The organism is Streptomyces sp. bgisy159, from assembly GCF_965341775.1.
GTDB lineage: Bacteria > Actinomycetota > Actinomycetes > Streptomycetales > Streptomycetaceae > Streptomyces.
The window spans coordinates 85,034-108,235 of sequence record NZ_CBDQZH010000006.1; the positions used below are offsets into that span (position 1 = coordinate 85,034).

The window sequence follows — 23,202 nt, forward strand, 5'->3', positions numbered from 1 at the left end:
CCGGAAGTGTCATCGGCCGCGGTGACCCGGTGCGGACCGTGCCGGGCCCCCGGCCGACCGGTCCGGGTGCGTGACCGCCGACGGCGGCCCCAGGCTGGCCCCATGACCATTCAGAGCCCGGTCCAGCGCGGCGGCCCCGAGCGGGGCCGGTTCGAACGTCCGGCCGAGAACGCGTCCAATCTGACGAGCTCCCCGCTCTTCTTCGTGATCTGCCTCGGCCTCGTCGCCTTCTTCGTCGCCGCGCACGCCGCTCACCTGTCCGTTCCCTGGCTGCTCCTCGCCGGCGAGTCGATGACCGCGGTCACCCTGCTGCTGCTCGCACTGCTGAAGAACTCCGAGAGGCGCGCCGAGCACGCCATCCAGCGCAAGCTCGACGCCATCGCCCGGGTCCTGCTGGCCCTGGAACTGGAGGGCGAGGACCGGGACGGAGCACTGCGGGACCTGCGGAAGTCGATCCGTATGGAGGAGGAGACGTAGCACGGATCACCGGGCCCCGGGCGGCCATCCGGTGGAACCTGGTGCGCTCGGCCGTTGCGCTCCCCGGCGGGCGCCGGGCGAGAGACGATTCTGCAGACCCGGATTCCGCTCCGCCAGAACCTCGCCAAGGGGCCGTATGGACATCCTCCTCGTCGCCAGCGCGTTCAACAGCCTGTGCCAGCGAGCCTACGTCGAGCTCTCCGACCTCGGGCACCGCGTGAAGGTGGTGCTCGCCTCGCACGGCGATGACGCGGTCCGGGCCGCCGTGCGGGAGACCGACCCCGAGCTGATCGTGGCGCCGATGCTCCGCACGGCCGTACCGGAGGACGTGTGGCGCACGCGCCCCTGTCTGATCGTGCATCCGGGACCGCCCGGCGACCGGGGTCCGTCCTCGCTGGACTGGGCCGTCGCCGAGGGGGCGCCCCGCTGGGGGGTGACCGTGCTGCAGGCGGAGGCCGCGATGGACGCCGGGGACGTCTGGGCCTCGGTCCCGTTCACCGTGGCGCCCGTCGGCAAGAGCGACCTGTACCGGCAGGAGGTGTCCGACGCCGCGCTGGCCGCCGTGCGGCAGGCGGTCGAGCGGTACGCGGGCGGGTCGTTCAAACCACGCCCGCAGAGCGACCCGTCGATCGGCGTGGTGTGGCGGGACTTCTTCCGGCAGGAGCGGCGGCGCGTCGACTGGGCGGCCGACGACACGGCGACGGTCCTGCGCAAGCTGCGCGGGGCCGACTCGCAGCCGGGTGTGCTCGACGAACTCCTCGGCCAGGAGGTCTTCCTGCACGGCGGTCACCCCGAGGACCGGCTGCGCGGCCGCCCCGGCGAACTGCTGGCCACCCGGAACGGCGGGGTGTGCCGGGCCACCCGCGACGGCGCGGTCTGGATCCCCGAGCTGCGGCCCCGGCGCGGCTCGGGCGACCCGGCCCCCTTCCGTCGGCCCGCCACCGACGTGCTCGGCGACCGGGTGCGGGGCCTGCCCGAGGACTTGGTGCCGCTGGAGCTGCCTGCCGAGCGGCGCACCTGGGCGGACATCGGCTACCGGCGGCTCGGCGACGTCGGTCTGCTCAGCTTCGGCTTCCCCGGCGGCGCGATGAGCACCGACCAGTGCCGGCGCCTGCTCGCCGCCTACCGCTACGCCCTGGCCCGGCCGACGTCCGTGCTGGTGCTCGGCGGCGGGCGGGACTTCTTCTCCAACGGCATCCACCTGAACGTCATCGAGGCGGCCGCCGACCCGGCCGGCGAGTCGTGGACCAACCTCAACGCCATGGACGACCTCGCCGAGGCGGTCCTGCGCACCACCGACCGGCTGGTGGTCGCGGCCCTGGGCGGCAACGCGGCGGCGGGCGGGGCGATGCTCGCGCTGGCGGCGGACGAGGTGTGGTGCCGTGCCGGTGTCGTACTCAATCCGCACTACCGGCGCATGGGGCTGTACGGGTCGGAGCTGTGGACGTACAGCCTGCCCCGGCGGGTCGGCGAGGCGGAGGCGGCGCGGCTGACCGAGGAGGCGCTGCCGGTGAGCGCGGCCACGGCGGTCCGGCTGGGGCTGGCCGACCGGCTGGTGCCGGTCGCGCCCGGCGCGTTCCGCCCCGAGGTGGAGCGCCTGGCCGGCGCGCTCGCCGCCGACCCGCGGCTGCCCGAGCGGATCGCCGCGAAGCGGGCGGCCCGCGAGCGCGACGAGGCGCGGCGGCCGCTCGCGGAGTACCGGCGCGACGAACTGGCCCGGATGCGCCGCGTGTTCTTCGACCCCGCGGCGCCGTACCACGCGCTGCGCTCGGCGTTCGTCCGCAAGGTGCCGAGCGGTTCGCCCCGGCCGCTGGCCCCGGTGCCGGAGCCGGGTGGCGCCGCCGGCCGGTAGCCGGCGCGTCACCGCCGTCATGACGACCCCGTCCGCGTGGAGGAGTGTCCGTTGAGTTTTCCCCGTCTGCTGGTGGCCGGAGTCGGCAACATCTTCCTCGGCGACGACGCCTTCGGCCCGGAGGTCGTGGTCGCGCTGCGCGACCACCCGCTGCCCGCGGGGGTGACGGTGCGGGACTTCGGCATCCGGGGGCTGGACCTGGCCTACACCCTGCTCGACGGCTGGGACGCCGTGGTGCTGGTCGACGCCGCCCCGCGGGGCCACCGCCCGGGCACCCTCTCCGTGGTCGACCCGGAGCCGCCCGCCGCCGCCGACACCGCCCCGGAGGCGCACGGCATGGACCCGGTGAAGGTGCTGGCCCTGGCCGCGCGGCTGACCGACGGTCCGCTGCCCCGGGTGGTGCTGCTGGCCTGTGAGCCGGAGCGGCTGCCGGACCACGACGCCGACGTGGTGGGCGGTCTGAGCGATCCGGTACGGGCGGCCGTCGCGGCCGCCGTGCCGCTGCTGCACACCGTGGTGGGGCGGCTGCTCGCCGACCCGGCCGCCCCACTGGTGTTCGGCCGGGCGGAGGAATCCGGGGCCCCGCCTCCGGCCGGTCCCCGGGGATCCGCGGCTCCCGGAGCGCAGGATCGGGGCGGGGCCCGGCCCGCCGGCTCCGCGCTCGACTCCCCGCCCCTCACCTTCCCGCCCAGCAAGGAGCACGCATGATGTGCCGGTCCGTGGACGTCAGGCAGGCCGTGATGGCGAAGAACGACGACCTGGCCGCCGCCCTGCGCACCGATCTCGGCCGCCAGGGCGTCACCGTCGTCAATCTGCTGTCGAGTCCGGGCAGCGGCAAGACCGAGCTGCTGACGGAGGTGCTGACCCGGGCGGTGCGACGGGAGATCCCGGTGGCGGCGCTCACCGCCGACCTGGCGACGGAGAACGACGCCCGGCGGCTGGCCCGCTCGGGCGCCCCCGTCAAACAGCTGCTCACGGGCGGCCTGTGCCATCTGGAGGCGCAGCAGGTCCGCGGCCATCTGGACGGGTGGCTGCCGCCGACGGCCGAGCTGCTCTTCGTGGAGAACGTCGGCAACCTGGTCTGCCCGGCGGCCTACGACCTCGGCGAGGCGCTGCGGATCGTGCTGATGGCGGTCACCGAGGGCGAGGACAAGCCGCTGAAGTACCCGACCGCCTTCGGCTCCGCCCATCTGGTGGTGGTGACCAAGACCGACCTGGCGGTCGCGGCCGGCTTCGACGAGGACGGCTTCGCGGGCAACGTCGAGCGGGTCAACCCGGGGGTGCCCGTCGTACGGACCAGCGCGCGCACCGGGGAGGGCGTGGACGCGCTGCTGGAGCGGGTCCTCGCCGCACGGGACGGCGCCCCGCCGCATCGGCCCGCGCTGGCCGCGCCCGAGCACCGGCACGCCGCGTCGTGACCGCCCCCGCCGCGGCGGCCGTCCGGCTGCGGGTAGGGGTGCGGGGCGTGGTGCAGGGAGTCGGGTTCCGGCCGTTCGTGCACCGGCTGGCCACCGAGGAGGCACTCGGCGGCTTCGTGACCAACCACTCGGGCGGGGTGCTGATCGAGGTCGAGGGGCCGCCCGACGGCGTGGACCGGTTCTGCGCCCGGCTGGTGGCCGAGCCGCCCGCGCTCGCCTGTGTCACCGGCGTCGACCGAGCGCCCGTCCCCGCCACCGGCGCGGACACCGGCTTCACGATCCGGCCCTCCGAGCCGGGCGAGGGCCGTACGGTACTCCCGGCGGACACCGCGACCTGCGCGGAGTGTCTGCGTGAGCTGGCCGATCCGGCCGACCGGCGCCACCGCCACCCGTTCATCACCTGCACCCACTGCGGGCCCCGCTTCACCATCGTCACGGCGCTGCCGTACGACCGGGCGACGACCACCATGGGCGGCTTCCCGATGTGCGCGGCGTGCGCGGCGGAGTACGGCGACCCGGGCGACCGCCGCTTCCACGCCCAGCCCGTGGCCTGCCCGGACTGCGGCCCCCGGCTGCGGCTGGTCCCGGCTCCCGGGCTGGGACTGCGGCCCGTCGAGGGGGCCGACGCGCTGACGGCGGCACGCCGGCTGCTGGCGGCCGGGCGGATCGTCGCCGTCAAGGGTCTCGGCGGCTACCACCTGGCCTGCGACGCCACCGACGAACGGGCCGTGGCCGAGTTGCGGGCCCGTAAGCGGCGCGCCGGCAAGCCGTTCGCGGTGATGGCCGCCGACCTGGCCGCCGTCGCGGAGATCGCGGAGGCCGGGGAGGCGGAGCGGGCCGCGCTGGCCGGTCCCCGCCGCCCCATCGTGCTGCTGCGTCCGCGCGGCGGCCCGCTGGCCCCCGGGGTGTGCCCGGGCAGCCCGCATGTGGGGGTGGTGCTGCCGTACACCCCGGTGCACACGCTGCTGTTCGGGCTGCCGGGCGATCCGCCGGGCCCCCGGCTGCTGGTGATGACCAGCGGCAACCGCTCCGGTGAGCCCCTGGTCACCGACGACGCCGAGGCCCTGACCCGGCTGGCCGGTCTGGCCGACGCCTGGCTCGCCCACGACCGCGCCATCACGTCGCCCTGCGACGACTCGGTGCTGCGGGTGCGGCCGGACGGCACCGAGCAGGTGCTGCGCCGTGCGCGGGGCTATGTCCCCCGGCCGCTGGCGCTGCCGTTCACCGCGCCGCCGGTGCTGGCCGCGGGCGGTGACCTGAAGAACGCGCCCTGTCTCGGCGCGGGCGCACAGGCGTGGTTCGGACCGCACGTCGGCGACCTGGGCGACCTGGCGTGCCTGGACGCGCTCGGGCGGGTCGAGGGCACGCTGCGGCGGCTGACCGGCATCCGGCCGGAGGTGGTCGCCGCCGACCGGCACCCCGGCTATCACTCGGCGCGGTGGGCGCGCCGGTACGCGGACGGCCGGCCGGTGCGGCTGGTCCAGCACCACCACGCCCACGTCGCCTCCGCCATGGCCCAGCACGGGCTGGACGGCACCGTTCCGGTGATCGGGGTGGCCTTCGACGGCACCGGCTACGGGGACGACGGCACGGTGTGGGGCGGCGAGGTGCTGATCGCCGACTACCGCCGCCACCGCCGGTTCGCGCATCTGGCGCCCGCTCCGCTGCCCGGCGGGGACGCCGGGGTGGCCCATCCCCGCCGGACCGCCCTGGCCCGGCTGTTCGCGGCAGGCATCCCGTGGGACGAGGAACTCCCGAGCGCCGCGGCCTGTTCGCCCGCGGAACGCCGGGTGCTGGCACGGCAGTTGGAGCGCGGCCTGGCCTGTGTGGCGACCTCCAGCGCGGGCCGGCTGTTCGACGCCGTCGCCTCGCTGACCGGTCTGTGCCACCGGGCGGACCACGAGGCGCAGGCCGCGCTGGCGCTGGAGGCGGCGGCCGGCCGGGCCGGGGCGGCGGACACCGGTGGCTACGCGTTCGCCCTGTCGGCGGGCGCCCCGGTGCTCGTCGACCCGGCGCCCGTGCTGCGGGCGCTCGTCGCGGACCTGCGGCACGGCACTCCGACGGCCGTGGTCGCGGCCCGCTTCCACCACGCGCTGGCGGCGGCGGTCGCGGCCGTGTGCCGGCGGGCGCGCCAGGACACCGGCATCGCGACGGTGGCCCTGACCGGCGGAGTGTTCGCCAACGCGCTGCTGGAGGAGTCGAGTCACGCCCTGCTGTCCGAGGACGGCTTCACGGTCCTGCGGCACCGGGAGGTCCCGCCGGGCGACGGCGGACTCGCCCTGGGCCAGCTCGCGGTGGCGGCCCACCGCCCCTGCCCCACCTCTCCAGCCTCCCCCGCCTCCCCCGCCTCCCCCGCCTTCCCCGCCTCCCCCACCTCCCACGCCGACAACACGGAGTGACATATGTGTCTGGCAGTGCCCGGCCGGGTCCTGGCCATCGAGGACGGCAGCGACCCCCTGACCGGGCTCATCGACTTCGGCGGCGTGCACAAGCGCGTCTGCCTGGAGTACGTCCCCGAGGTCGCGGTCGGCGAGTACGTGATCGTCCACGTCGGGTTCGCCCTGCAGCGGCTGGACGAGGAGTCGGCGCAGGCGTCGCTGCGGCTCTTCGAGGAACTGGGGCTGCTGGAGGAGGAGTTCGGAGACGCCTGGGGGCGTGCGGCGCAGGAGGCCGGTCAGCCCCGTACCGCTGAGGAGGAAGGAGCCCGGTGAGGTACATCGACGAGTTCAACGATCCGGAGCTGGCCCGCAAGCTGCTCGACGAGATCCACGCGACGGTGACCCGGCCGTGGGCGCTGATGGAGGTGTGCGGCGGTCAGACGCACTCCATCATCCGGCACGGCATCGATCAACTCCTGCCCGAGCAGGTGGAGTTGATCCACGGTCCGGGCTGTCCGGTGTGTGTGACGCCGCTGGAGGTCATCGACCGGGCGCTGGCCATCGCCGCCCGGCCGGAGGTGATCTTCTGCTCGTTCGGGGACATGCTGCGGGTGCCGGGCACCGACCGCGACCTGTTCCGGGTGCGCAGCGAGGGCGGTGACGTCCGGGTCGTGTACTCCCCCATGGACGCCCTCGACCTCGCCCGCCGGCACCCCGACCGGGAGGTGGTGTTCTTCGGTATCGGCTTCGAGACCACCGCGCCCGCCAACGCCATGGCCGTCCACCAGGCCCGCCGGCTCGGCGTCGGCAACTTCAGCCTGCTGGTGTCGCACGTGCGGGTGCCGCCGGCCGTCGAGGCCATCATGACCGCACCGGCCTGCCGGGTGCAGGGGTTTCTGGCCGCGGGACACGTGTGCAGCGTGATGGGCACCGCCGAGTACCCGGACCTCGCCGAGCGGCACCGGGTGCCGATCGTGGTCACCGGGTTCGAACCGCTGGACATCCTGGAGGGCATCCGCCGCGCCGTGCACCAGCTGGAGCGCGGGGAGCACCGGGTGGAGAACGCCTACCCGCGGGCCGTGCGGGACGCCGGCAACCCGGCGGCACTGCGCATGATCGAGGAGGTGTTCGAGGTCACCGACCGCTCCTGGCGGGGCATCGGACGCATCCCGGACAGCGGCTGGCGGCTGACCGAGGCCTTCCGCGCCCACGACGCCGAGCACCGTTTCGACGTGAGCGGCATCCGCACCGAGGAGTCCGCCGTGTGCCGCAGCGGCGAGGTGCTGCAGGGGCTGATCAAGCCGACCGAGTGCCCGGCGTTCGGCACCACCTGCACCCCGCGCACCCCGCTGGGCGCCACGATGGTCTCCAGCGAGGGCGCGTGCGCGGCGTACCACCTCTACCGGCGCATGGACGGCACCGCACCGGCCGCGACCGCCCCCAAGGAGATGAACCCCGTTGGCTGACCCGACCGTCACGGCACCTGTGGACCCGTCCGTCTGGTCCTGCCCCGCGCCGCTGCGCGACCAACCGGTCGTCGTCATGGGGCACGGGGGCGGCGGCGCACTGTCGGCGGAGCTCGTCGACACCGTCTTCGCACCCGCCTACGGCAACGCCACGCTGGCCGCGCTGGCCGACTCGGCGGTGGTCCGGCTCGGCGGCGCCCGCCTGGCCTTCGCCACCGACTCCCACGTCGTGCGGCCCCTGTTCTTCCCCGGCGGCAGCATCGGCGACCTGGCCGTCAACGGCACGGTCAACGACCTGGCGATGAGCGGTGCCGTGCCCGCGTACCTGTCGACGGCGTTCGTGCTGGAGGAGGGCGTCGGCATGGACGTCGTCGAACGGGTCGCCCGGGCGGTCGGTGCGGCGGCCCGGGCGGCGGACGTCACCGTCGTCACCGGGGACACCAAGGTGGTGGAGGCCGGCCACGGGGACGGGGTGTACGTGACGACGTCGGGCGTCGGGCTCGTCCCGGACGGCGTCGACATCCGCCCCGACCGGGCGCGGCCCGGCGACGTCGTGATCGTCAGCGGGCCGGTCGGCCTGCACGGGGTGGCCATCATGAGTGTGCGCGAGGGCATCGAGTTCGGTGTCGAGATCGCCTCCGACACCGCCCCGCTGGCCGCGCTGGTGGCGACGATGCTGTCGGTGACCCCCGACCTGCACGCGCTGCGCGACCCGACCCGGGGCGGCCTGGCCGCCGCCCTCAACGAGATCGCGCGCGCCTCGGGCACCGGTGTGCGGCTGTCGGAGCGCGCCGTCCCGGTGCCGGACGCGGTGGCGAACGCCTGCGGGTTCCTCGGGCTGGACCCGTGGTACGTCGCCAACGAGGGGCGGCTGGTGGCCTTCGTGCCGCCGGAGCACGCGGAGGCGGTGCTCGCGGCGATGCGCGCGCATCCGCAGGGGGCGGGCGCGGCGGTCATCGGCGAGTGTGTCGCCGAGCACCCCGGGATGGTGGTGGCGTCGACCGGCCTGGGCGGGACACGGGTGGTGGACCTGCCGCTGGGTGAGCAGCTGCCCCGGATCTGCTGAGGCCGGTACCGGGACCGGGGACGCGTGGTCCGGCCGGCCGCTCGCGGCCTACCGCCGGGTGTCCCGTGTCCCCGCACGGCCGACGGCCCGCGCCGCGCACGGCGCGGGCCGTCGGTTCTCAGTGCGCCGTCTCGGCGAACTCGATGCCGGTGATCTCCAGTTCCCGTCCGCTGCGCAGCCCGTCGGAGGGCCGGTCGCAGCGCGGGCACCAGAAGAAGGGCGGTACGCCGACCGCGAACTCCGTGTCACAGGGCGCGCAGTGGGCGACGGCGGCCACCTCCTGCACGACCAGGTCGGCCGCGGCGAGGGTGGTGCCGTCGCGGGCCACGTCGAAGGCGAAGGCGAGGGCGTCGGGGACGACGCCGGAGAGTTCGCCGACGCGCACGTTCACCGCGGACACGGGGCGGCCCGCGCCGTGTGCGCGGGCCGCCTCGTCGGCCTGTTCGACGATCGCGGTGGCGATCGACAGTTCGTGCACGGCCGTCACCCTGAGTGGTGGGAGCCGGCCGGGGAACCCACCATCCGCCAGATCCTGATCTCGCGCACGAGGCCGGGCATCTCCCTGATCAGCAGGGCCAGGGCGGCGGCGGAGACGAGCGCCGCCTGGGCGGTCAGGACCCGCCGGGCCGTCAGCTGTGCCATCTCTCCTTCTTTCTGCTTCCTGGGGCCGGTCCCGGTCCCGCCCCGGCTCAGCCCGGGGGGATGTTGGGCATGGCCTTGAGGATCGCGTTGTGTTTCTTCCAGTGGATGCCGGTGGAGCGGCGCGCGTCGGCGGTGCCGTCCTTGTGGTGGCCGGCCTGGTGTCCGTAAGGGCCCTTGTTGCCCTGGTGGAGGCCGAAGACGTGGGTGGGGGTGTCCGGCTTCACGGCCGGTCTTCCGACCCGGATGCTTCCCATGTGGTACTCCCTTCGGTGCTGTCGGCCAGGTCCGTGAAGAACCGCTCGACGGCCGGCCACACGCGGGTGCCGCCGGACAGTCCGCGCCACTCCCGCCGTACGAGAGCGACCAGCCGGAAGCAGTCGTCGACCGGCACGATCCAGTGGTGGCCGGCCCCGCGCGCGGTGTTCATCAGCAGGGCCTCCACGTCGGGGGCCACGCTTCCCACCAGTGGACACCCGGTGGCCACCTCCCGCCACGCGGCGGCGGCCACCTGCCCGTGGACGGCGCCGGCGGGCCCGGGGTAGTGGGCCACGACGGTGCCGTCGGCGTGCGGGACGAAGAAGGCCAGGCCGACGGGGACGCCGAGTGGGGCGGTGTCCAGCGGGGGCAGCCGCAAACGGCGTTCCGGGATCAGCCGGTAGTGGGCCCCGCTCGTTCCGTCCCGGACGAACAGCAGCGAGCAGGGGCGGCAGGCGCAGAGCACCTCCTGCCGTTCGCCGTCGTACAGGTGGCGGTGGCCTTGCGGCACGGGGGCCGCGCACAGCTCGCAGCGTTCCTCGGCCGCCGTGCGCAGGTCGGCGCCGGAGCGGATGACCCGGGCGAGCGCGCCGCCGGTGTTCATGGCGTCCCCCGCCGGCGGCCGGGCGCGAGGGTGAGGGTGTCCAGCGGTACGAAGGCGGCGGTGCCGCCGGGTTCGGGGGCGCGTTCGACGCCGTGCAGTTCGGGGGCGACGGCGAGGAGGGTGTCGCGGACGGCGTCCATGACGCCGGCGGCCGTCGAGCCGCAGCCGCCGGCGCGCAGCCGTACCCGCGCCACTCCCTCGTCGACGCCGACCAGTTCCAGGTCTCCGCCGCGCTCACGCAGGGGGCCGCGCAGCCGTTCGACGGCGCGGTCCAGCCGGGGCAGCACCTGCTCGGGGTGGACGTCGTGCAGCACCATCAGGTGCCCGAGGAGTTCGTCGTCGGCCAGCGCCGCCGCCAGGGCCGGGTCGGCGCGGTCCAGGACGCGGGCCAGGGCCTCGCCGTACACCTCGGTCAGGGCGCGTACCGCCGCCAGGGCGTCCCGGGAAGTGGGCCCGGGACTGCTCTCCAGGCGTTCGAGCAGGTCGTCGACGCGGGCCAGGCGGGCGGCCACGGCGTCGGCGCCGAGCCGGGTGGCCCCGGCCGTGGCCGGCTCGGCGGCGGGAGTCCCGGCCGCGGGGGTGTCAGCCGCCATGGCCGGCCCCGTACGTCGGCGAGTGCACCGTGGTGAGGGTGTTGCCCTTGCCGAGGTACATGTGGACGCCGCACGGCAGGCAGGGGTCGAAGCTGCGCACGGTGCGCATGATGTCGACGCCCTTGAAGTCGTCGGGCCCGTTCTCCTCGAAGATGGGCTGGCCCTGGACGGCGTCCTCGTAGGGGCCGGGGGTGCCGTAGCTGTCGCGCGGGCTGGCGTTCCACGGGGTGGGCGGGTACGGGTGGTAGTTGGCGATCTTCTTGTCCTTGATGACGAGGTGGTGGGAGAGGACGCCGCGCACGGCCTCGTGGAAGCCGCAGCCGATGGCCTCCTCGGGCACCTCGAAGTTCTCGAACACCTTGGTCTCGCCGGCCCGGACCAGGTTCATCGCCTTCTCCACGAAGTCGAGGGCCATGGCGGCGGCGTACGCGACGAAGTAGGGGCGTGCCCGGTCACGCTCGATGGTGTTGCTCCACCGCGGGATGCTCCACTCCAGCGTCTGCTCGGGCAGCTTCTCGCTCCTGGGCAGCGTGATGCGCACGCTGTGGCCGGTGGCCTTGACGTACTCGGTGTCGACGAGGCCGTTGAGGGCGGTGGACCACAGCCGGGCGAGGGGGCCGCCGCCGGTGTCCAGGGCCAGGTGCCGGTCGGTCTGCTGGTGGTACCAGCGGGGGCTCATCACCCAGCTGTAGTTGCCGTCGAAGTCGCGCTTCTGCGGCACCGGGACGGTGGTCTGGTTCCACGGGTGGCGCATGTCGACGGGGTTGCCGAGCGGGTCGTGGGTGACGAAGGGTTCCTCGGTCCGCCAGTCCTCGTAGTAGGAGCTGCCGAGCATGATGCGCATGCCGAGGTTGATGTCGACCAGGTTGTTGGTGACCAGTTCGCCGTCGACGATGATGCCGGGGGTGACGTGCATCGCCTTGCCCCAGTCGTTCATCGTCTCGTAGCGGTAGTCGCAGACGTCGGGGTTCTGGAACGCGCCCCAGCAGCCCAGCAGGATACGGCGGCGGCCGACCTCCTCGTAGCCGGGCAGGGCCTCGTAGAAGAAGTCGAAGACGTCGTCGTTCATCGCGACGGACTGCTTGACGAAGTCCAGGACCTTCATCAGGGCGGAGAGGTAGTCGGTGAAGAGGGTGGGGGTCGCCATGGTGCCGACGCCGCCGGGGTACAGGGTCGACGGGTGGACGTGGCGTCCCTCCATCTTGCAGAACATCTCCCGGGTCAGCCTGCTGACCTTCAGCGCCTCTTTGTACGTCTCGCCCTCGAAGGGGTTGAACGAGCGCATGATGTCGGCGATGGTGCGGAAGCCGTGGATCTGCGCCCTCGGCGCGTCGGTGCGCTCGGCGCGGGCCAGGACGCCCGGGTTGGTCGCCTTGACCATGGCCTCGCAGAAGTCGACGAAGACCAGGTTGTCCTGGAAGATCGTGTGGTCGAACATGTACTCGGCGGCTTCGCCGAGGTTGACGATGTGCTCGGCGAGCGGCGGCGGTTTGATCCCGTAGGCCATCTGCTGCGCGTAGTTGGAGCAGGTGGTGTGGTTGTCGCCGCAGATGCCGCAGATCCGCGAGGTGATGAAACCGGCGTCACGGGGGTCCTTGCCCTTCATGAACACCGAGTAGCCGCGGAAGAGCGACGAGGTGCTGTGGCACTCGACCACCTCGCGGTTGGCGAAGTCGATCTTCGTGTAGATGCCCAGGTTGCCGATGATCCGGGTGATCGGGTCCCAGGACATGTCGACGAGCTGAGCGGGTTTGCGCTCGCCGGTCCCGGCCCGGTCCTCGGTCTGTGTCATGTCACTTCCTGATGTGTGGGGTGCCGGCGGGGGTCACGGCCGCCAGTAGGGGTCGTAGCCGCTGGTGAGTTCGGGCTCGTTGTGGTGCCACTTGGGTTCGCGGTTCACGGCGACACTGGTGATGCCGCGCATCCGGCGGATGAACGCCCCGTAGGGCTTGATGAGGATCGACGACAGGCTGCCGCCGGTGGGCTCGTCCATGAACGGCATGAACGCGTCGGGGAAGCCGGGCATGGTGCACCCGATGCAGATGCCGCCGACGTTGGGGCAGCCGCCGACGCCGTTCATCCAGCCGCGCTTGGGCACGTTGCAGTTGACCACCGGGCCCCAGCAGCCCACTTTCACCTGGCATTTGGGGGCGTTGTAGTCCTTGGCGAAGTCGGCCTGCTCGTAGTAGGCGGCCCGGTCGCAGCCCTCGTGGACCGTTCTCCCGAACAGCCACTGCGGGCGCAGCATGTGGTCCAGCGGGGGCGGCGGGGCGGCGCCGGCCGCGTGGTGGAGCACCCAGACCAGGGTCTCCATGAAGTTCTCCGGCTGGATGGGGCAGCCGGGTACGTTGACGACGGGCAGCGCGCCCTGTGTCCTGAAGTCCCAGCCCAGGTAGTCGGAGAGTCCCATGGCACCGGTGGGGTTGCCGGCCATGGCGTGGATACCGCCGTAGGTGGCGCAGGTGCCGGCGGCGACGATCGCCCACGCCCTGGGGGCGAGTTGGTCGATCCACTCGTTGAGCGTCTGCGGTTCGCCGGTCTCCGGGTCGTTGCCGAAGGACGTCCAGTAGCCGTCGCCCTCGATGATGTTCTGGTTGGGGACGGACCCCTCCAGGACGAGGATGAACGGGGCGAGTTCGCCGCGCGCCGCGGCCCGGTAGGGGGCGAGGAAGTCCTCGCCGCCGAGGCTCGGTGACAGCACCTTGTTGTGCAGGTGCACCTTCGGCAGGCCGGGGATCAGCCCTTCTATGAGGTCCTCGATGGAGGGCTGTCCGGCGGCGGTGAGCGAGACGGTGTCGCCGTCGCAGCTCATCCCCTCGGAGATCCAGAGAATGTGGATCTCGTCGAACCCTTCGCGCGCCTGCGCACGGTCGGGTTCCTTGCTCACGTCGGTGGTGCCGCTCTCAACGGTCATGTCCTCGGCCTCCCTTGCAGTCGGTCCCGTGCCCTGTCGTACGCGGCGGCCATCGGCGCGGCCAGGGTGAGGCCGGGCGGGCGGTCCGGAGCGTGCGGGTGGGGCCGGGTGGGCGCGCCCCGCTTGGCCTTGGCCAGCTCCTCGCCGAGCCGGTCCAGCCGCTCCTGGGAGACGGCCGCGCGCAGGCGGGGCATGAACTCGGTCTCTTCCTCGTGCACGTGCTCCTCGACCTCCCGGCGCAGCTCGGCGACGAGTGCGTCGGTGCGGTCGTCGCCCGCGGAGAGCCGGTCCAGTGCGAGGAGGGTCTTCTTCAGGGCCATGTGCTCGCCGAGGCGGTCGTCGACCTCGCGGGCGCCGTCGGGGAGCACCTCGCGGGCGAGCGGGTAGATCAGCATCTCCTCCAGGGCGGCGTGCTTGGACAGTTCCCGCACGAGCAGCTCGACGACGGCCCGGCGCTGGGCGTCGGAGGCGCCGGCGTGGTAGTTGCGGAACAGCTGTTCCACCATGCGGTGGTCGTGGACCAGTACCTCAAGGGCGTCCATCGCGTCCTGCCTCGTCTGTGGTGGTCAGGGGTGTGGTCGGGGTGCGCGGGGCGGACGCGGCTGCTGACCCGGCGGGGGCACGGCGGGGGGCGCTGCCGGGGTGAGGGGGGTGAGTTCGTGGGGGCGGAAGTAGTGGAAGCGGCCGTACCAGCCGTGGAGCTCGGCCGCCGGGTCGTCGTCGAGCGTGACGGCGACGTGCAGGCTGCCGTCCACGTCGTGCAGGACGGCGGCCACCGTGGCGGTGCGGCCCGCCAGGAACATGTCCTGGGCGTCGGCGCCCCGCCCGGCCGGGCGCAGCCGCACGGCGCTGCCGGCGGCGACGGGCACCCCGTCGACGAGGACGGTGTCGGTCGTCGGGGACAGTCCGTCGTCGCCGCCGTCGTGCCACCAGGGGACGCCGGGCAGCGGTCCCGGGGTGGGCGCGGGGGCGGAGACCGGGGCGGGGGCGGTGACCGGGGTGACCGGTGCCGGGGCGGCCGCCGGGGTGGAGCACGCGGTGGGGGCGGCCGGCCGCAGGGATCGGATGGCCCCGTGCAGCTTGGCGAACATCTCCGGGGGCATGCCCTCCACCCGGTCGAGGATGTCGGCGGCGCGCGGGTCGGTGGCCCGTGCCTCGCGCTTCTCCTCGTCGGTGAGGAGCAGGGTGCGCAGGGAGAGGATCTCGTCGATCTCGGCGGCGTCGTGCAGGTCGCCGGGGCTCTCGGGCGCCACCTGGGGGTGGTCGGGCAGCAGGATGGGCGCGGACAGCAGGACGCCGGACACGCCGGGGGCCGGGTGTTCGCGGCCCCCGCCGGGTTCGCCTCCGAGGACGGGGAAGGTGTGCAGGTTGCGGCAGGTGCGGGCGAGGTCCTGGTACGGGGGCGGCGGATCGGTCAGGGACAGGAACTCGGTCCCGTCGTCCGCGCCGACGAGGGTGTGGGTGGCCAGGAGCGCGTGACGCAGGACTTCGGCGCGGGGGACGCCGGCGCCGGGTGACGCGCCGGTGTTCTCGGTGCGCACGGTGAGCCGGTAGAGCGCCGGGGCGCCGTCCCGCACGCGTTCGGCGCGCAGTGCGGTCACCGCCTCGCTGGGATGGCGCCGGCGCACCACCCGGCCGATCCCGCCGGGCAGCGGCTCGGTGTCCTCCCCGGCCGGCGCGCCCGCGGGCACCCGGTACTCGTGGTCGAGCAGCCGTTCGAGCGGGACGACGATGTCCACCTCGCGGGGCACGGCCTCGTCGAAGGTGAGGTGGACCGCGTCACCGGCCGCCAGCGACTCCACGGGCCGGTACCGGCCGTCGGCTTCCCGTCGCTCGATCTGCTTGTACTGGAGCTGCAGGTAGCGGACCTGTACACGGAGCACGGTGGTCGGGGCGGCCCGCAGCAGGCACTGGGTCTGCTGGTACCAGGAGTCCACCGAGCCGGAGAGGCCTGGCGGCACCGGCCCGTCCCGCTCCGCCCAGTCCCGCGGGCTGAGGACGCCGAACTGCCAGCGCACCCGGTTCTTCGGGGAGGACCTGCGGTAGGGGTACAGCAGATAGCCCTCGTAGAGGACGGCGTCGGCCACCGCGCGCAGCCGGCCGAAGGCGTCAGCGGCCCCGACTCCCGTCCGCGTCCCTGCTCCGTCGACCGTCATCGGCGTCTCCTCGTGCCGTGGGCTCCCGGGTACTCGGTGACCGCCCGGGGTGGTGTGCGGCCTCCCGGTGGCGTAGGTCGACCGTCCGGGGCCTTCGCCGGCCATCCGTTCCACGACGGTCACACGCTTCACACCTCGGCGCCTCTCACGACGCACCGCCGCTGAGCCGGTCGGGCGACGGCCGTCGGGCCCGCGGCCCGCTCGCCGGCGGACGGGCACGCTGGTCGGAGGGGCATCCGTACGACGCGCGGGCGATCCGTGCCGGGCACGGATGCCGCGCATCCCTTTGTGTGACGTCCCCCGGGGGCCCCTGGGGCACGCCCGCTTCGGGGGCGCCGCTGGGGGCGCCACTTCGGGAGCGCGCCTTCGCCGGAACGGGGCGCCGGGCCGCGGCCCCGCGCGGTGCGTTCCACGTCGGAGTGCGCGCCGGTCTGTCGGCGCGCGGGCATGGCGTGCTGCGGATCCGGCAGGTGCCAGCCCTGGCCGAGGCGGGGACGCGGCCACGGCGAGGCGGAAGGACGACGACGGGCCGGACCTGGCCAGCGAGGTCCCGGACCTGGCCGGCCAGGTCACGGGGCGGCGGCGCAGACGGGTGCGGGCAGGGGCGGCACGGCACGGGGGGACGGCCGGGCTCTCAGGGCCGGGGCGTCGCGGGTGGTGGCGGGCGGCATCGCCGCCCCGCGGGGGCACCGGTGCGGGACGCCGCCTCGGTGCCGACGGCGGCTGTCGGCGCCGGCGGCCACGGCGCGGCCGCCGCACTCGGCCCACCCGGCGTACTCGGTATGAGCGGGCCGGCCTGCCCGGCCTGCCCGGCGTGCCGCTCACGTGCCCGCAGGCGCGGGGCGCCCGCCCCCGTGCCGACGCTCCGCCGAGCGGCCGACGGGGCTGGTGCACGACCGAGCCGCCGTACGGTCAGACGGCGCGGGTGCGGCCCGCCCAGTACGGGTCCCGCAGCCGCCGCTTGTACAGCTTGCCGTTGGGGTCGCGGGGCATCTCGGGGACGAAGTCGATGCTCCTCGGGCGTTTGTAGCCGGCCAGGCGGTCGGCGCAGTGGGCGAGCAGGGCGGCGGCGAGGTCCGGCCCCGGGGTGTGGCCGGGGGCCGGTTCGACGACGGCCTTGACCTCCTCGCCCCAGTCGTCGTGCGGGATGCCGAAAGCGGCGGCGTCGGCGACGGCCGGGTGGGCGAGCAGGGCCGATTCGATCTCGGCGGGGTAGATGTTGACCCCGCCCGAGATGATCATGTCGATCTTGCGGTCGCGCAGGAAGAGATAGCCGTCCTCGTCGAGGTAGCCGAGGTCGCCGACGGTGAAGAAGTCGCCGATGCGGTTCCTGCGGGTCTTCTGCTCGTCCTTGTGGTAGCTGAAGCCGCCGGTGGTCATCCTCATGTAGACCGTGCCGAGCCGCCCGGGCGGCAGCCGGTTGCCGTCGTCGTCGAAGATCGCGAGTTCGCTGATGGGCCAGGCCCTGCCGACGGTGCCGGGACGCTTCAGCCAGTCCTCGGCCGTCGCGAAGGCGCCGCCGCCCTCACTGGCCGCGTAGTACTCCTCCACGCAGCTCCCCCACCAGTCGATCATGGCCCGCTTGACGTGGTCGGGGCAGGGCGCGGCGCCGTGGACGGCGTGCCGCATCGACGACACGTCGTAGGACCGGCGGACCGGCTCGGGCAGGGCGAGCAGGCGGTGGAACTGGGTGGGCACCATGTGGGTGTGGGTGCACCGGTGGGTGTCGACGAGGCGGAGCATCTCCTCGGGCGTCCACTTGTCCATCAGGACCAGCCGGTGGCCGATGTGCAGGGACGCGGAAGCGAACTGCAGCACGGCCGTGTGGTACAGGGGCGAGCAGACGAGGTGGACGTTGTCGTCGAACGGCCGGATGCCGAAGATGCCGAGGAAGCCGCCGAGGTGGGCCTGTTCGGGAAGGGTGCCGGGCAGGGGCCGCCGGATGCCGCGCGGTCGGCCCGTCGTACCGGAGGTGTAGTTCATCACCCAGCCGAGGGTGCGCTCGGCCGGGGGCGACTCGGGCTGTCCGTCGAGGAGTTCGGCGTACGGCCGGAAGCCCGCGACGTCACCGACCGCGTACCGCCGGTCCGCGGGCAGGCCGGCCTCGTCGGCGGCCCGGCGGGCCGCGTCGCCGTGACGGGCGTGGGTGATGAGGACCTTGGCGCCGGAGTCGGCGATGATCCAGGCGATCTCGGGGCCGACCAGATGATGGTTGACGGGGACGAGGTAGAGGCCGGCCTGGGTGGCGGCGAGGTGGGCGGTGAGGAACTCCGCCGAGTTGGGCAGCACCACGGCGAACGCGTCCCCGCGTGCCAGTCCGGCGGCGCGCAGGCCGTGGACCAGCCGGTTGGCGGCGGCGTGCAGGCGTCCCGCGGTCCATTCCTCGCCGTCGGGGGCGATCAGGACGGTACGTCCGGGGTCGGCGGTGGCCTGCGCCCAGAAGCCGGCGGGAGGCGCGGGCCGAGCGGGGGTGGTCGTCACCGGGCGCTCCTTCCGGCGATGCGGTCGAGCCGGTCGACGGCCCGTTCGAAGCCGCGGGTCAGGTCGTCGACGACGGCCTGGACGTCGCGGACCTCGTTCATCCGCCCGACGATCTGGCCGACGGGCGTGCCGAGGAGGGGTTCCACCTCGTACCGCTGGATGCGCGAGAGGGCATCGGCGACCAGGAGTCCCTGCAAGGGCATGGGTAGGGTGCCGGGGCCGGCCGGGTCGTCCCAGGCGTCCGTCCACTCGGTGCGCAGCTGACGGGCCGGCTTGCCGGTCAGGGCACGGGAGCGCACGGTGTCGCCGGAGCCCGCGGCAAGGAGTTTGCGGGTCAGGGCGGGAGAGGTGAGTTCGGCCTCGGCGGTGGTCAGCCAGACCGAGCCCAGCCAGACGCCCTGGGCGCCGAGGGCGAGGGCGGCCGCGGCCTGCTCGCCGCTGCCTATGCCTCCGGCCGCCAGCACGGGCAGGGGGGCGACCGCCGTGACGACCTCGGGCGTCAGCACCATGGAGGCGATGTCCCCGGTGTGGCCGCCGGCCTCGTAGCCCTGCGCCACGACGATGTCGATGCCGGCCCGCACGTGTTTCACCGCGTGGCGCGCGCTTCCGGCCAGCGCGGCGACCAGGACGCCCTGGTCGTGGGCGCGCGCGATCACGTCGGCCGGCGGGGAGCCGAGGGCGTTGGCGAGGAGGGCGATCGGGTGGTCGAAGGCCACGTCGAGCTGGGTACGGGCGACCTGCTCCATCCAGCCGGTGATGCGCCAGCCGGACGCCTCCCCGTCGGGCAGGTCGGGGACCCCGTAGCGGGCGAGGGTGTCGCGGACGAACGCGCGGTGGGTCTCCGGGATCATCGCTTCCACGTCGGCCTCGGTGACGCCCTCGACCTTCTTGGCCGGCATGACGACGTCCAGGCCGTAGGGCCGGCCGCCGGTGTGGGCGTCCAGCCAGTCGAGGTCGCGCTTGAGGTCGTCGGGGGCGGTGTAGCGGACCGCGCCGAGCACGCCGAACCCGCCGGCCCGGCTGATCGCCGCGGCGACGGCCGGGAACGGTGTGAAGCCGAAGAGGGCGTGCTCGACTCCCAGTCTCTTGCTCAGCTCCGTCTGCATGCGCGCAGGATGCCCGAGACCCCCGTACGACGGAAGAGCTTTTCTGATGCTCCGTCAGTTATCTGGGGAGCGGTCCCGCCGTCCGGCACCCGCCCTACTGGTGGAACACCGCCTTCTTCCACCTCGTTCGGCCCGTCGAAGTGGTCCTCTTCAGGCCGCCCCGGTCAGGTCCCGTCCCGCTCCAGCACGGCCATCGCGGCGTTGTGGCCGGGCACCCCGCTGACCCCGCCGCCACGCACCGCGCCCGCCCCGCACAGCAGGACATTGCCGTGCCGCGTCTCCACACCCCAACGGCCCGTACCCTCCTGCGCGTACGGCCAGGACAGCGCGCGGTGGAAGATGTTGCCGCCGGGCAGCCGCAGGTCGCGCTCCAGGTCGAGCGGGGTCCTGGCCTCGACGCAGGGCCGGCCGTCGGCGTCGGTGGCCAGGCAGTCGGCGAGCGGTTCCGCCAGATGGGCGTCGAGCTGGGCGAGGGTCAGGTCGAGGAGCCGCGCACGGACCGCGTCGTTGTCCCGCCGGAAGAGCCGGGCGGGGGTGTGCAGGCCGAACAGGGTGAGGGTCTGGTATCCCCGGGCGACCAGGTCGGGGGCGAGGATCGTCGGGTCGGTCAGCGAGTGGCAGTAGATCTCCGAGGGCGGCACGGCCGGCAGGTGCCCCGTGGCGGCCTGGGCGTGGGCGGTGGCCAGCTGCCGGTACCCCTCGGCGATGTGGAAGGTCCCGGCGAACGCCTCGCGCGGGTCGACGGAGCTGTCCCGCAGCCGGGGCAGCCGCCTGAGCAGCATGTTCACCTTGAGCTGGGCGCCCTCGGCCGGCTCCGGCGGGGTGTCGCCGGTGAGCGCCGCCAGCTCCTGCGGGGAGGCGCCGACCAGCACGTGCCGGGCGGCGGCCAGGCCCTCGCCGTCGGCGGTGCGGTAGGTGACCTCCGCACGGCGGCCGTCGGTGTGCACACGCAGCGCCTCGTGGCCGGTGGCGAGGACCGCGCCTGCCCCGCGGGCCGCCGACGCGAGCGCGTCGGTGAGGGCGCCCATCCCGCCGACGGGCACGTCCCAGGCGCCGGTGCCCCCGCCGATCACGTGGTAGAGGAAGCAGCGGTTCTGGGCGAGGGAGGCTTCGTGCGCGTCGGCGAAGGTGCCGATGAGGGCGTCGGTGAGCACCACGCCCCGTACCACGTCGTCCGCGAACCGGTCCTCGATCGCGGCGCCGATCGGCTCCTCGAACAGCACCCGCCAGGCCTCTTCGTCGTCGACGCGGCGGCGCAGCTCGGCGCGGGTGGGCAGCGGTTCGGTCAGTGTCGGGAAGACCCGCTCGGCGACGTGCCCGGTCAGGCCGTAGAAGCTCTGCCACGCGGCGTACTCGCGCTCCCCGCCGGTCAGTCGCTCGAACGCCTCCCGGGTGCGCCGCTCGCCCCCGCCGACCAGCAGCCCCGTGGCCCGTCCGCCGCGCTCGACCGGCGTGTAGGAGGAGATCTGCCGGGCCCGCACCCGGAAGTCCAGCCCCAGATCGCGCACGATCTTCCGCGGCAACAGGCTGACCAGGTAGGAGTAGCGTGAGAGTCGGGCGTCCACGCCGGTGAAGGGGCGCGTGGAGACGGCGGCGCCCCCGGTGCGGCCCAGCCGTTCCAGCACCAGCACGGACCGGCCCGCCCGGGCCAGGTAGGCGGCGGCCACCAGCCCGTTGTGGCCTCCGCCGATGATCACGACGTCATGGCTGCGGGTCGCCTCGTGTGCGGACATGGTTCTTGGTAGCACGGGGCGATCGACAGGGGCCAGGTGGCCGGGCGGGTGGCCGTCGGCGCGCGATCGCCACCGGGAGGCGGGGCGCGGGGCCCAAGTCCGGCGGGGGCCCTCAAGAGGAGGCGTCCGGCGTCGTCAGCCGGAGGCCGGACCGACTCGGACGGGCGTCCGGACCGAGGCGGCCGATCGCGCGCAGCACGTGCCGGGGTGGCGGCAGAGTCCTGGTCACCGTTCCCCTGGTGGTGATGGTGCTGCTCTTCCAGGCCGCATCGTCGCCGGACTCACCGCCGGCGCGGTGAAGTAGACACCGGGGCCGTACGCGCCCCGCCCTCGATCCTCGATCCTCGAAGGAGTAACGCAGAGTATGTCCGGTACCGCACCGTGGTGGCGCAACGCCGTCATCTATCAGGTCTACATCCGCAGCTTCGCCGACGGCAACGGTGACGGCATCGGCGACATCGCCGGCATCCGTTCCCGCCTTCCGTACCTGAAGTCGCTCGGTGTGGACGCCATCTGGATCAACCCGTGGTACAAGTCGCCGATGGCCGACCACGGTTACGACGTGACCGACTACCGTGAGATCGACCCCCTGTTCGGCACTCTGGCCGATGCCGAACAGCTCATCGCCGAGGCGCACCTCCACGGCATCCGCGTCATCCCCGACATCGTCCCCAACCACACCTCAGACCAGCACGCCTGGTTCCGGGCCGCGCTGGCGGCCGGCCCCGGGAGCCCGGAACGTGAGCGCTACGTCTTCCGGCCCGGAAGGGGACCCGACGGCGCGGAACCGCCCAACGACTGGGTCTCCTGTTTCGGCGGCCCGGCGTGGACCCGGCTGCCCGACGGGGACTGGTACCTGCACCTGTTCGCCCCCGAGCAGCCGGACCTCAACTGGGAGCACGCCGAGGTACGGGCGGAGTTCGAGTCGATCCTGCGCTTCTGGTTCGGCCGGGGTGTGGACGGCTTCCGCATCGACGTCGCGCACGGTCTGGTCAAGCACCCCGAACTGCCCGACCTGCCGCCCCGCCAGGAATTCGGCGTGCCGGGTGCCGTCGTTCCCCCCGCCGCCGCTCAGGGGCGGCCCCGGCAGCACGTCGACCACCCCCACTGGGACCGCGACGAGGTCCACGACATCTACCGCGCCTGGCGCAAGGTGGCCGACGAGTTCCCCGGCGACCGGTGTTTCGTCGCCGAGGCGTGGGCCGAGACCCCCGAACGACTCGCCGCGTACGTCCGTCGGGACGCCCTGCACACCGCGTTCAACTTCGACTTTTTGATGTCGAGTTGGGATGCGCAGGACCTTCGCACGGTCATCGACGACTCGCTCCGGATGCTCGGTGCGGTCGACGCACCGGCCACCTGGGTGCTCTCCAACCACGACGTCATGCGCCACACCAGCCGCTACGGCCGCACGACGGTCAAGCGATGGGCCGTGAACGAGCCGTACCGTCCCGAAGGTCCCCTCGACCTCGACCTGGGCGTCCGCCGCGCCCGCGCGGCGGCCCTGCTGATGCTGGCCCTGCCCGGCGGCGCCTACATCTACCAGGGTGAGGAACTCGGGCTCCCCGAGGTCGAGGACCTGCCGGAGGACGTGCTCCAGGACCCCATCTGGGAGCGGTCCGGGCACACCGACCGGGGCCGTGACGGCTGCCGCGTGCCCGTTCCGTGGTCCGGGCAGGCGGCACCGTACGGATTCAGCCCCGAGGACGCCTCGGCGGCCCCCTGGCTTCCGCAGCCGGCGGACTGGGCCGAGCGCACCGTGGAGGCGCAGACCGGGGACGCGACCTCCATGCTCGAGCTCTACCGCGGTGCCCTGCGGCTGCGCCGCGAGCACCCCGCACTCGGCGACGGCGACCTCGCCTGGATCGACGCCCCCCGGGGCGTCCTGGTGTTCCGCCGGGACCCGGGATTCATCTGCGTGGTCAACCTCTCGACCGAGGTCTACCGGCTCCCCGACCACGCATCGGTCCTTCTGGCCAGCGACACCGTGGAGGACGGGCTGCTCTCACCTGACGAGGCGGTCTGGCTCTCGGCGTAGCCGTCCCACCTGCCCGCCTGTCC

At 74.0% G+C, this 23,202-nt stretch carries 21 protein-coding genes; 9 read left to right on the forward strand and 12 right to left on the reverse strand.

What is annotated here, in order from left to right; all coding sequences use genetic code 11:
- Positions 1 to 102 precede the first annotated feature (102 nt).
- The 8 genes from ACSLTV_RS08635 (at position 103) to hypE (ending at position 8,657) form a co-directional block, all read left to right on the forward strand.
- Positions 103 to 477 carry a low affinity iron permease family protein gene (locus ACSLTV_RS08635; RefSeq protein WP_432138019.1) on the forward strand — a complete coding sequence of 125 codons (375 nt, stop codon included), beginning with the start codon at positions 103 to 105 and terminating at the stop codon, positions 475 to 477.
- Positions 478 to 613: 136 nt separating this feature from the next.
- On the forward strand, positions 614 to 2,329 hold the full coding sequence (locus ACSLTV_RS08640) for an enoyl-CoA hydratase-related protein (protein WP_435611927.1): 1,716 nt from the start codon (positions 614 to 616) through the stop codon (positions 2,327 to 2,329).
- 51 nt (positions 2,330 to 2,380) lie between these two features.
- Positions 2,381 to 3,037, forward strand: coding sequence for a hydrogenase maturation protease (locus ACSLTV_RS08645; RefSeq protein WP_432138017.1), 657 nt, complete (start codon positions 2,381 to 2,383; stop codon positions 3,035 to 3,037).
- On the forward strand, positions 3,037 to 3,747 hold the full coding sequence (gene hypB, locus ACSLTV_RS08650; RefSeq protein ID WP_432138103.1) for a hydrogenase nickel incorporation protein HypB: 711 nt from the start codon (positions 3,037 to 3,039) through the stop codon (positions 3,745 to 3,747). Before ACSLTV_RS08645 ends, hypB begins: the two co-directional genes overlap by 1 nt.
- Positions 3,744 to 6,146, forward strand: coding sequence for a carbamoyltransferase HypF (gene hypF, locus ACSLTV_RS08655; protein WP_435611928.1), 2,403 nt, complete (start codon positions 3,744 to 3,746; stop codon positions 6,144 to 6,146). Before hypB ends, hypF begins: the two co-directional genes overlap by 4 nt.
- A gap of 3 nt (positions 6,147 to 6,149) precedes the next feature.
- On the forward strand, positions 6,150 to 6,458 hold the full coding sequence (locus ACSLTV_RS08660) for a HypC/HybG/HupF family hydrogenase formation chaperone (protein WP_432138015.1): 309 nt from the start codon (positions 6,150 to 6,152) through the stop codon (positions 6,456 to 6,458).
- The gene (gene hypD, locus ACSLTV_RS08665) at positions 6,455 to 7,591 is read left to right on the forward strand and encodes a hydrogenase formation protein HypD (protein WP_432157364.1); all 1,137 of its coding nucleotides are present in this window, start codon (positions 6,455 to 6,457) and stop codon (positions 7,589 to 7,591) included. Before ACSLTV_RS08660 ends, hypD begins: the two co-directional genes overlap by 4 nt.
- Positions 7,584 to 8,657 (forward strand): hydrogenase expression/formation protein HypE, encoded by a 1,074-nt coding sequence (hypE, locus tag ACSLTV_RS08670; protein ID WP_432157363.1) that lies wholly within the window; start codon positions 7,584 to 7,586, stop codon positions 8,655 to 8,657. The genes hypD and hypE overlap by 8 nt, the downstream gene beginning before the upstream one ends.
- 118 nt (positions 8,658 to 8,775) lie before the next feature.
- Here hypE and hypA read toward each other — a convergent pair whose 3' ends face one another.
- From hypA to ACSLTV_RS08730, 12 genes are all read right to left on the reverse strand, one after another.
- A complete protein-coding gene (gene hypA / locus ACSLTV_RS08675; RefSeq protein ID WP_432138012.1) occupies positions 8,776 to 9,135 on the reverse strand; it encodes a hydrogenase maturation nickel metallochaperone HypA in 360 nt (119 codons plus the stop codon).
- A gap of 5 nt (positions 9,136 to 9,140) precedes the next feature.
- Positions 9,141 to 9,299, reverse strand: coding sequence for a hypothetical protein (locus ACSLTV_RS08680; protein ID WP_432138011.1), 159 nt, complete (start codon positions 9,297 to 9,299; stop codon positions 9,141 to 9,143).
- A 47-nt stretch (positions 9,300 to 9,346) separates the two neighbouring features.
- Positions 9,347 to 9,553: a hypothetical protein gene (locus tag ACSLTV_RS08685; RefSeq protein ID WP_432138010.1), complete on the reverse strand. Its 207-nt coding sequence runs from the start codon at positions 9,551 to 9,553 to the stop codon at positions 9,347 to 9,349.
- Positions 9,520 to 10,158, reverse strand: coding sequence for a DUF5947 family protein (locus tag ACSLTV_RS08690; protein ID WP_432138009.1), 639 nt, complete (start codon positions 10,156 to 10,158; stop codon positions 9,520 to 9,522). The genes ACSLTV_RS08685 and ACSLTV_RS08690 overlap by 34 nt, the downstream gene beginning before the upstream one ends.
- Positions 10,155 to 10,751 carry a NifU family protein gene (locus ACSLTV_RS08695; RefSeq protein WP_435611929.1) on the reverse strand — a complete coding sequence of 199 codons (597 nt, stop codon included), beginning with the start codon at positions 10,749 to 10,751 and terminating at the stop codon, positions 10,155 to 10,157. Before ACSLTV_RS08695 ends, ACSLTV_RS08690 begins: the two co-directional genes overlap by 4 nt.
- Positions 10,741 to 12,543: a nickel-dependent hydrogenase large subunit gene (locus ACSLTV_RS08700; protein ID WP_432138007.1), complete on the reverse strand. Its 1,803-nt coding sequence runs from the start codon at positions 12,541 to 12,543 to the stop codon at positions 10,741 to 10,743. Before ACSLTV_RS08700 ends, ACSLTV_RS08695 begins: the two co-directional genes overlap by 11 nt.
- Before the next feature lie 33 nt (positions 12,544 to 12,576).
- On the reverse strand, positions 12,577 to 13,665 hold the full coding sequence (locus tag ACSLTV_RS08705; protein ID WP_432138006.1) for a hydrogenase expression protein HypE: 1,089 nt from the start codon (positions 13,663 to 13,665) through the stop codon (positions 12,577 to 12,579).
- Complete coding sequence (locus ACSLTV_RS08710) at positions 13,662 to 14,207, reverse strand: hemerythrin domain-containing protein (protein WP_432138005.1); 546 nt, start codon at positions 14,205 to 14,207, stop codon at positions 13,662 to 13,664. The genes ACSLTV_RS08705 and ACSLTV_RS08710 overlap by 4 nt, the downstream gene beginning before the upstream one ends.
- Before the next feature lie 24 nt (positions 14,208 to 14,231).
- The gene (locus tag ACSLTV_RS08715) at positions 14,232 to 15,821 is read right to left on the reverse strand and encodes a hypothetical protein (RefSeq protein ID WP_435611930.1); all 1,590 of its coding nucleotides are present in this window, start codon (positions 15,819 to 15,821) and stop codon (positions 14,232 to 14,234) included.
- 912 nt (positions 15,822 to 16,733) lie between these two features.
- Positions 16,734 to 18,302 (reverse strand): acyl-CoA synthetase, encoded by a 1,569-nt coding sequence (locus ACSLTV_RS08720; RefSeq protein WP_432138003.1) that lies wholly within the window; start codon positions 18,300 to 18,302, stop codon positions 16,734 to 16,736.
- A complete protein-coding gene (locus ACSLTV_RS08725) occupies positions 18,299 to 19,408 on the reverse strand; it encodes an NAD(P)H-dependent flavin oxidoreductase (protein WP_432138002.1) in 1,110 nt (369 codons plus the stop codon). The genes ACSLTV_RS08720 and ACSLTV_RS08725 overlap by 4 nt, the downstream gene beginning before the upstream one ends.
- 164 nt (positions 19,409 to 19,572) lie before the next feature.
- Entirely contained in the window at positions 19,573 to 21,141 is a 1,569-nt protein-coding gene (locus ACSLTV_RS08730; protein WP_432138001.1) for a phytoene desaturase family protein, read from the reverse strand.
- Positions 21,142 to 21,505: 364 nt separating this feature from the next.
- Here ACSLTV_RS08730 and ACSLTV_RS08735 point away from each other — a divergent pair, with 364 nt between their 5' ends.
- Positions 21,506 to 23,179 (forward strand): glycoside hydrolase family 13 protein, encoded by a 1,674-nt coding sequence (locus tag ACSLTV_RS08735; RefSeq protein WP_432138000.1) that lies wholly within the window; start codon positions 21,506 to 21,508, stop codon positions 23,177 to 23,179.
- The last annotated feature ends 23 nt before the right edge of the window (positions 23,180 to 23,202 follow it).

Excerpts from the sequence above, each read along its gene's own strand:
- ACSLTV_RS08635 (WP_432138019.1), top strand. The coding sequence starts at position 103 with ATGACCATTCAGAGCCCGGTCCAGCGCGGCGGCCCCGAGCGGGGCCGG.
- ACSLTV_RS08640 (WP_435611927.1), top strand. The coding sequence starts at position 614 with ATGGACATCCTCCTCGTCGCCAGCGCGTTCAACAGCCTGTGCCAGCGA.
- hypB (WP_432138103.1), top strand. The coding sequence starts at position 3,037 with ATGTGCCGGTCCGTGGACGTCAGGCAGGCCGTGATGGCGAAGAACGAC.
- ACSLTV_RS08660 (WP_432138015.1), top strand. The coding sequence starts at position 6,150 with ATGTGTCTGGCAGTGCCCGGCCGGGTCCTGGCCATCGAGGACGGCAGC.
- ACSLTV_RS08680 (WP_432138011.1), bottom strand. The coding sequence starts at position 9,299 with ATGGCACAGCTGACGGCCCGGCGGGTCCTGACCGCCCAGGCGGCGCTC.
- ACSLTV_RS08685 (WP_432138010.1), bottom strand. The coding sequence starts at position 9,553 with ATGGGAAGCATCCGGGTCGGAAGACCGGCCGTGAAGCCGGACACCCCC.
- ACSLTV_RS08690 (WP_432138009.1), bottom strand. The coding sequence starts at position 10,158 with ATGAACACCGGCGGCGCGCTCGCCCGGGTCATCCGCTCCGGCGCCGAC.
- ACSLTV_RS08695 (WP_435611929.1), bottom strand. The coding sequence starts at position 10,751 with ATGGCGGCTGACACCCCCGCGGCCGGGACTCCCGCCGCCGAGCCGGCC.
- ACSLTV_RS08700 (WP_432138007.1), bottom strand. The coding sequence starts at position 12,543 with ATGACACAGACCGAGGACCGGGCCGGGACCGGCGAGCGCAAACCCGCT.
- ACSLTV_RS08705 (WP_432138006.1), bottom strand. The coding sequence starts at position 13,665 with ATGACCGTTGAGAGCGGCACCACCGACGTGAGCAAGGAACCCGACCGT.
- ACSLTV_RS08710 (WP_432138005.1), bottom strand. The coding sequence starts at position 14,207 with ATGGACGCCCTTGAGGTACTGGTCCACGACCACCGCATGGTGGAACAG.
- ACSLTV_RS08715 (WP_435611930.1), bottom strand. The coding sequence starts at position 15,821 with ATGACGGTCGACGGAGCAGGGACGCGGACGGGAGTCGGGGCCGCTGAC.
- ACSLTV_RS08725 (WP_432138002.1), bottom strand. The coding sequence starts at position 19,408 with ATGCAGACGGAGCTGAGCAAGAGACTGGGAGTCGAGCACGCCCTCTTC.
- ACSLTV_RS08730 (WP_432138001.1), bottom strand. The coding sequence starts at position 21,141 with ATGTCCGCACACGAGGCGACCCGCAGCCATGACGTCGTGATCATCGGC.
- ACSLTV_RS08735 (WP_432138000.1), top strand. The coding sequence starts at position 21,506 with ATGTCCGGTACCGCACCGTGGTGGCGCAACGCCGTCATCTATCAGGTC.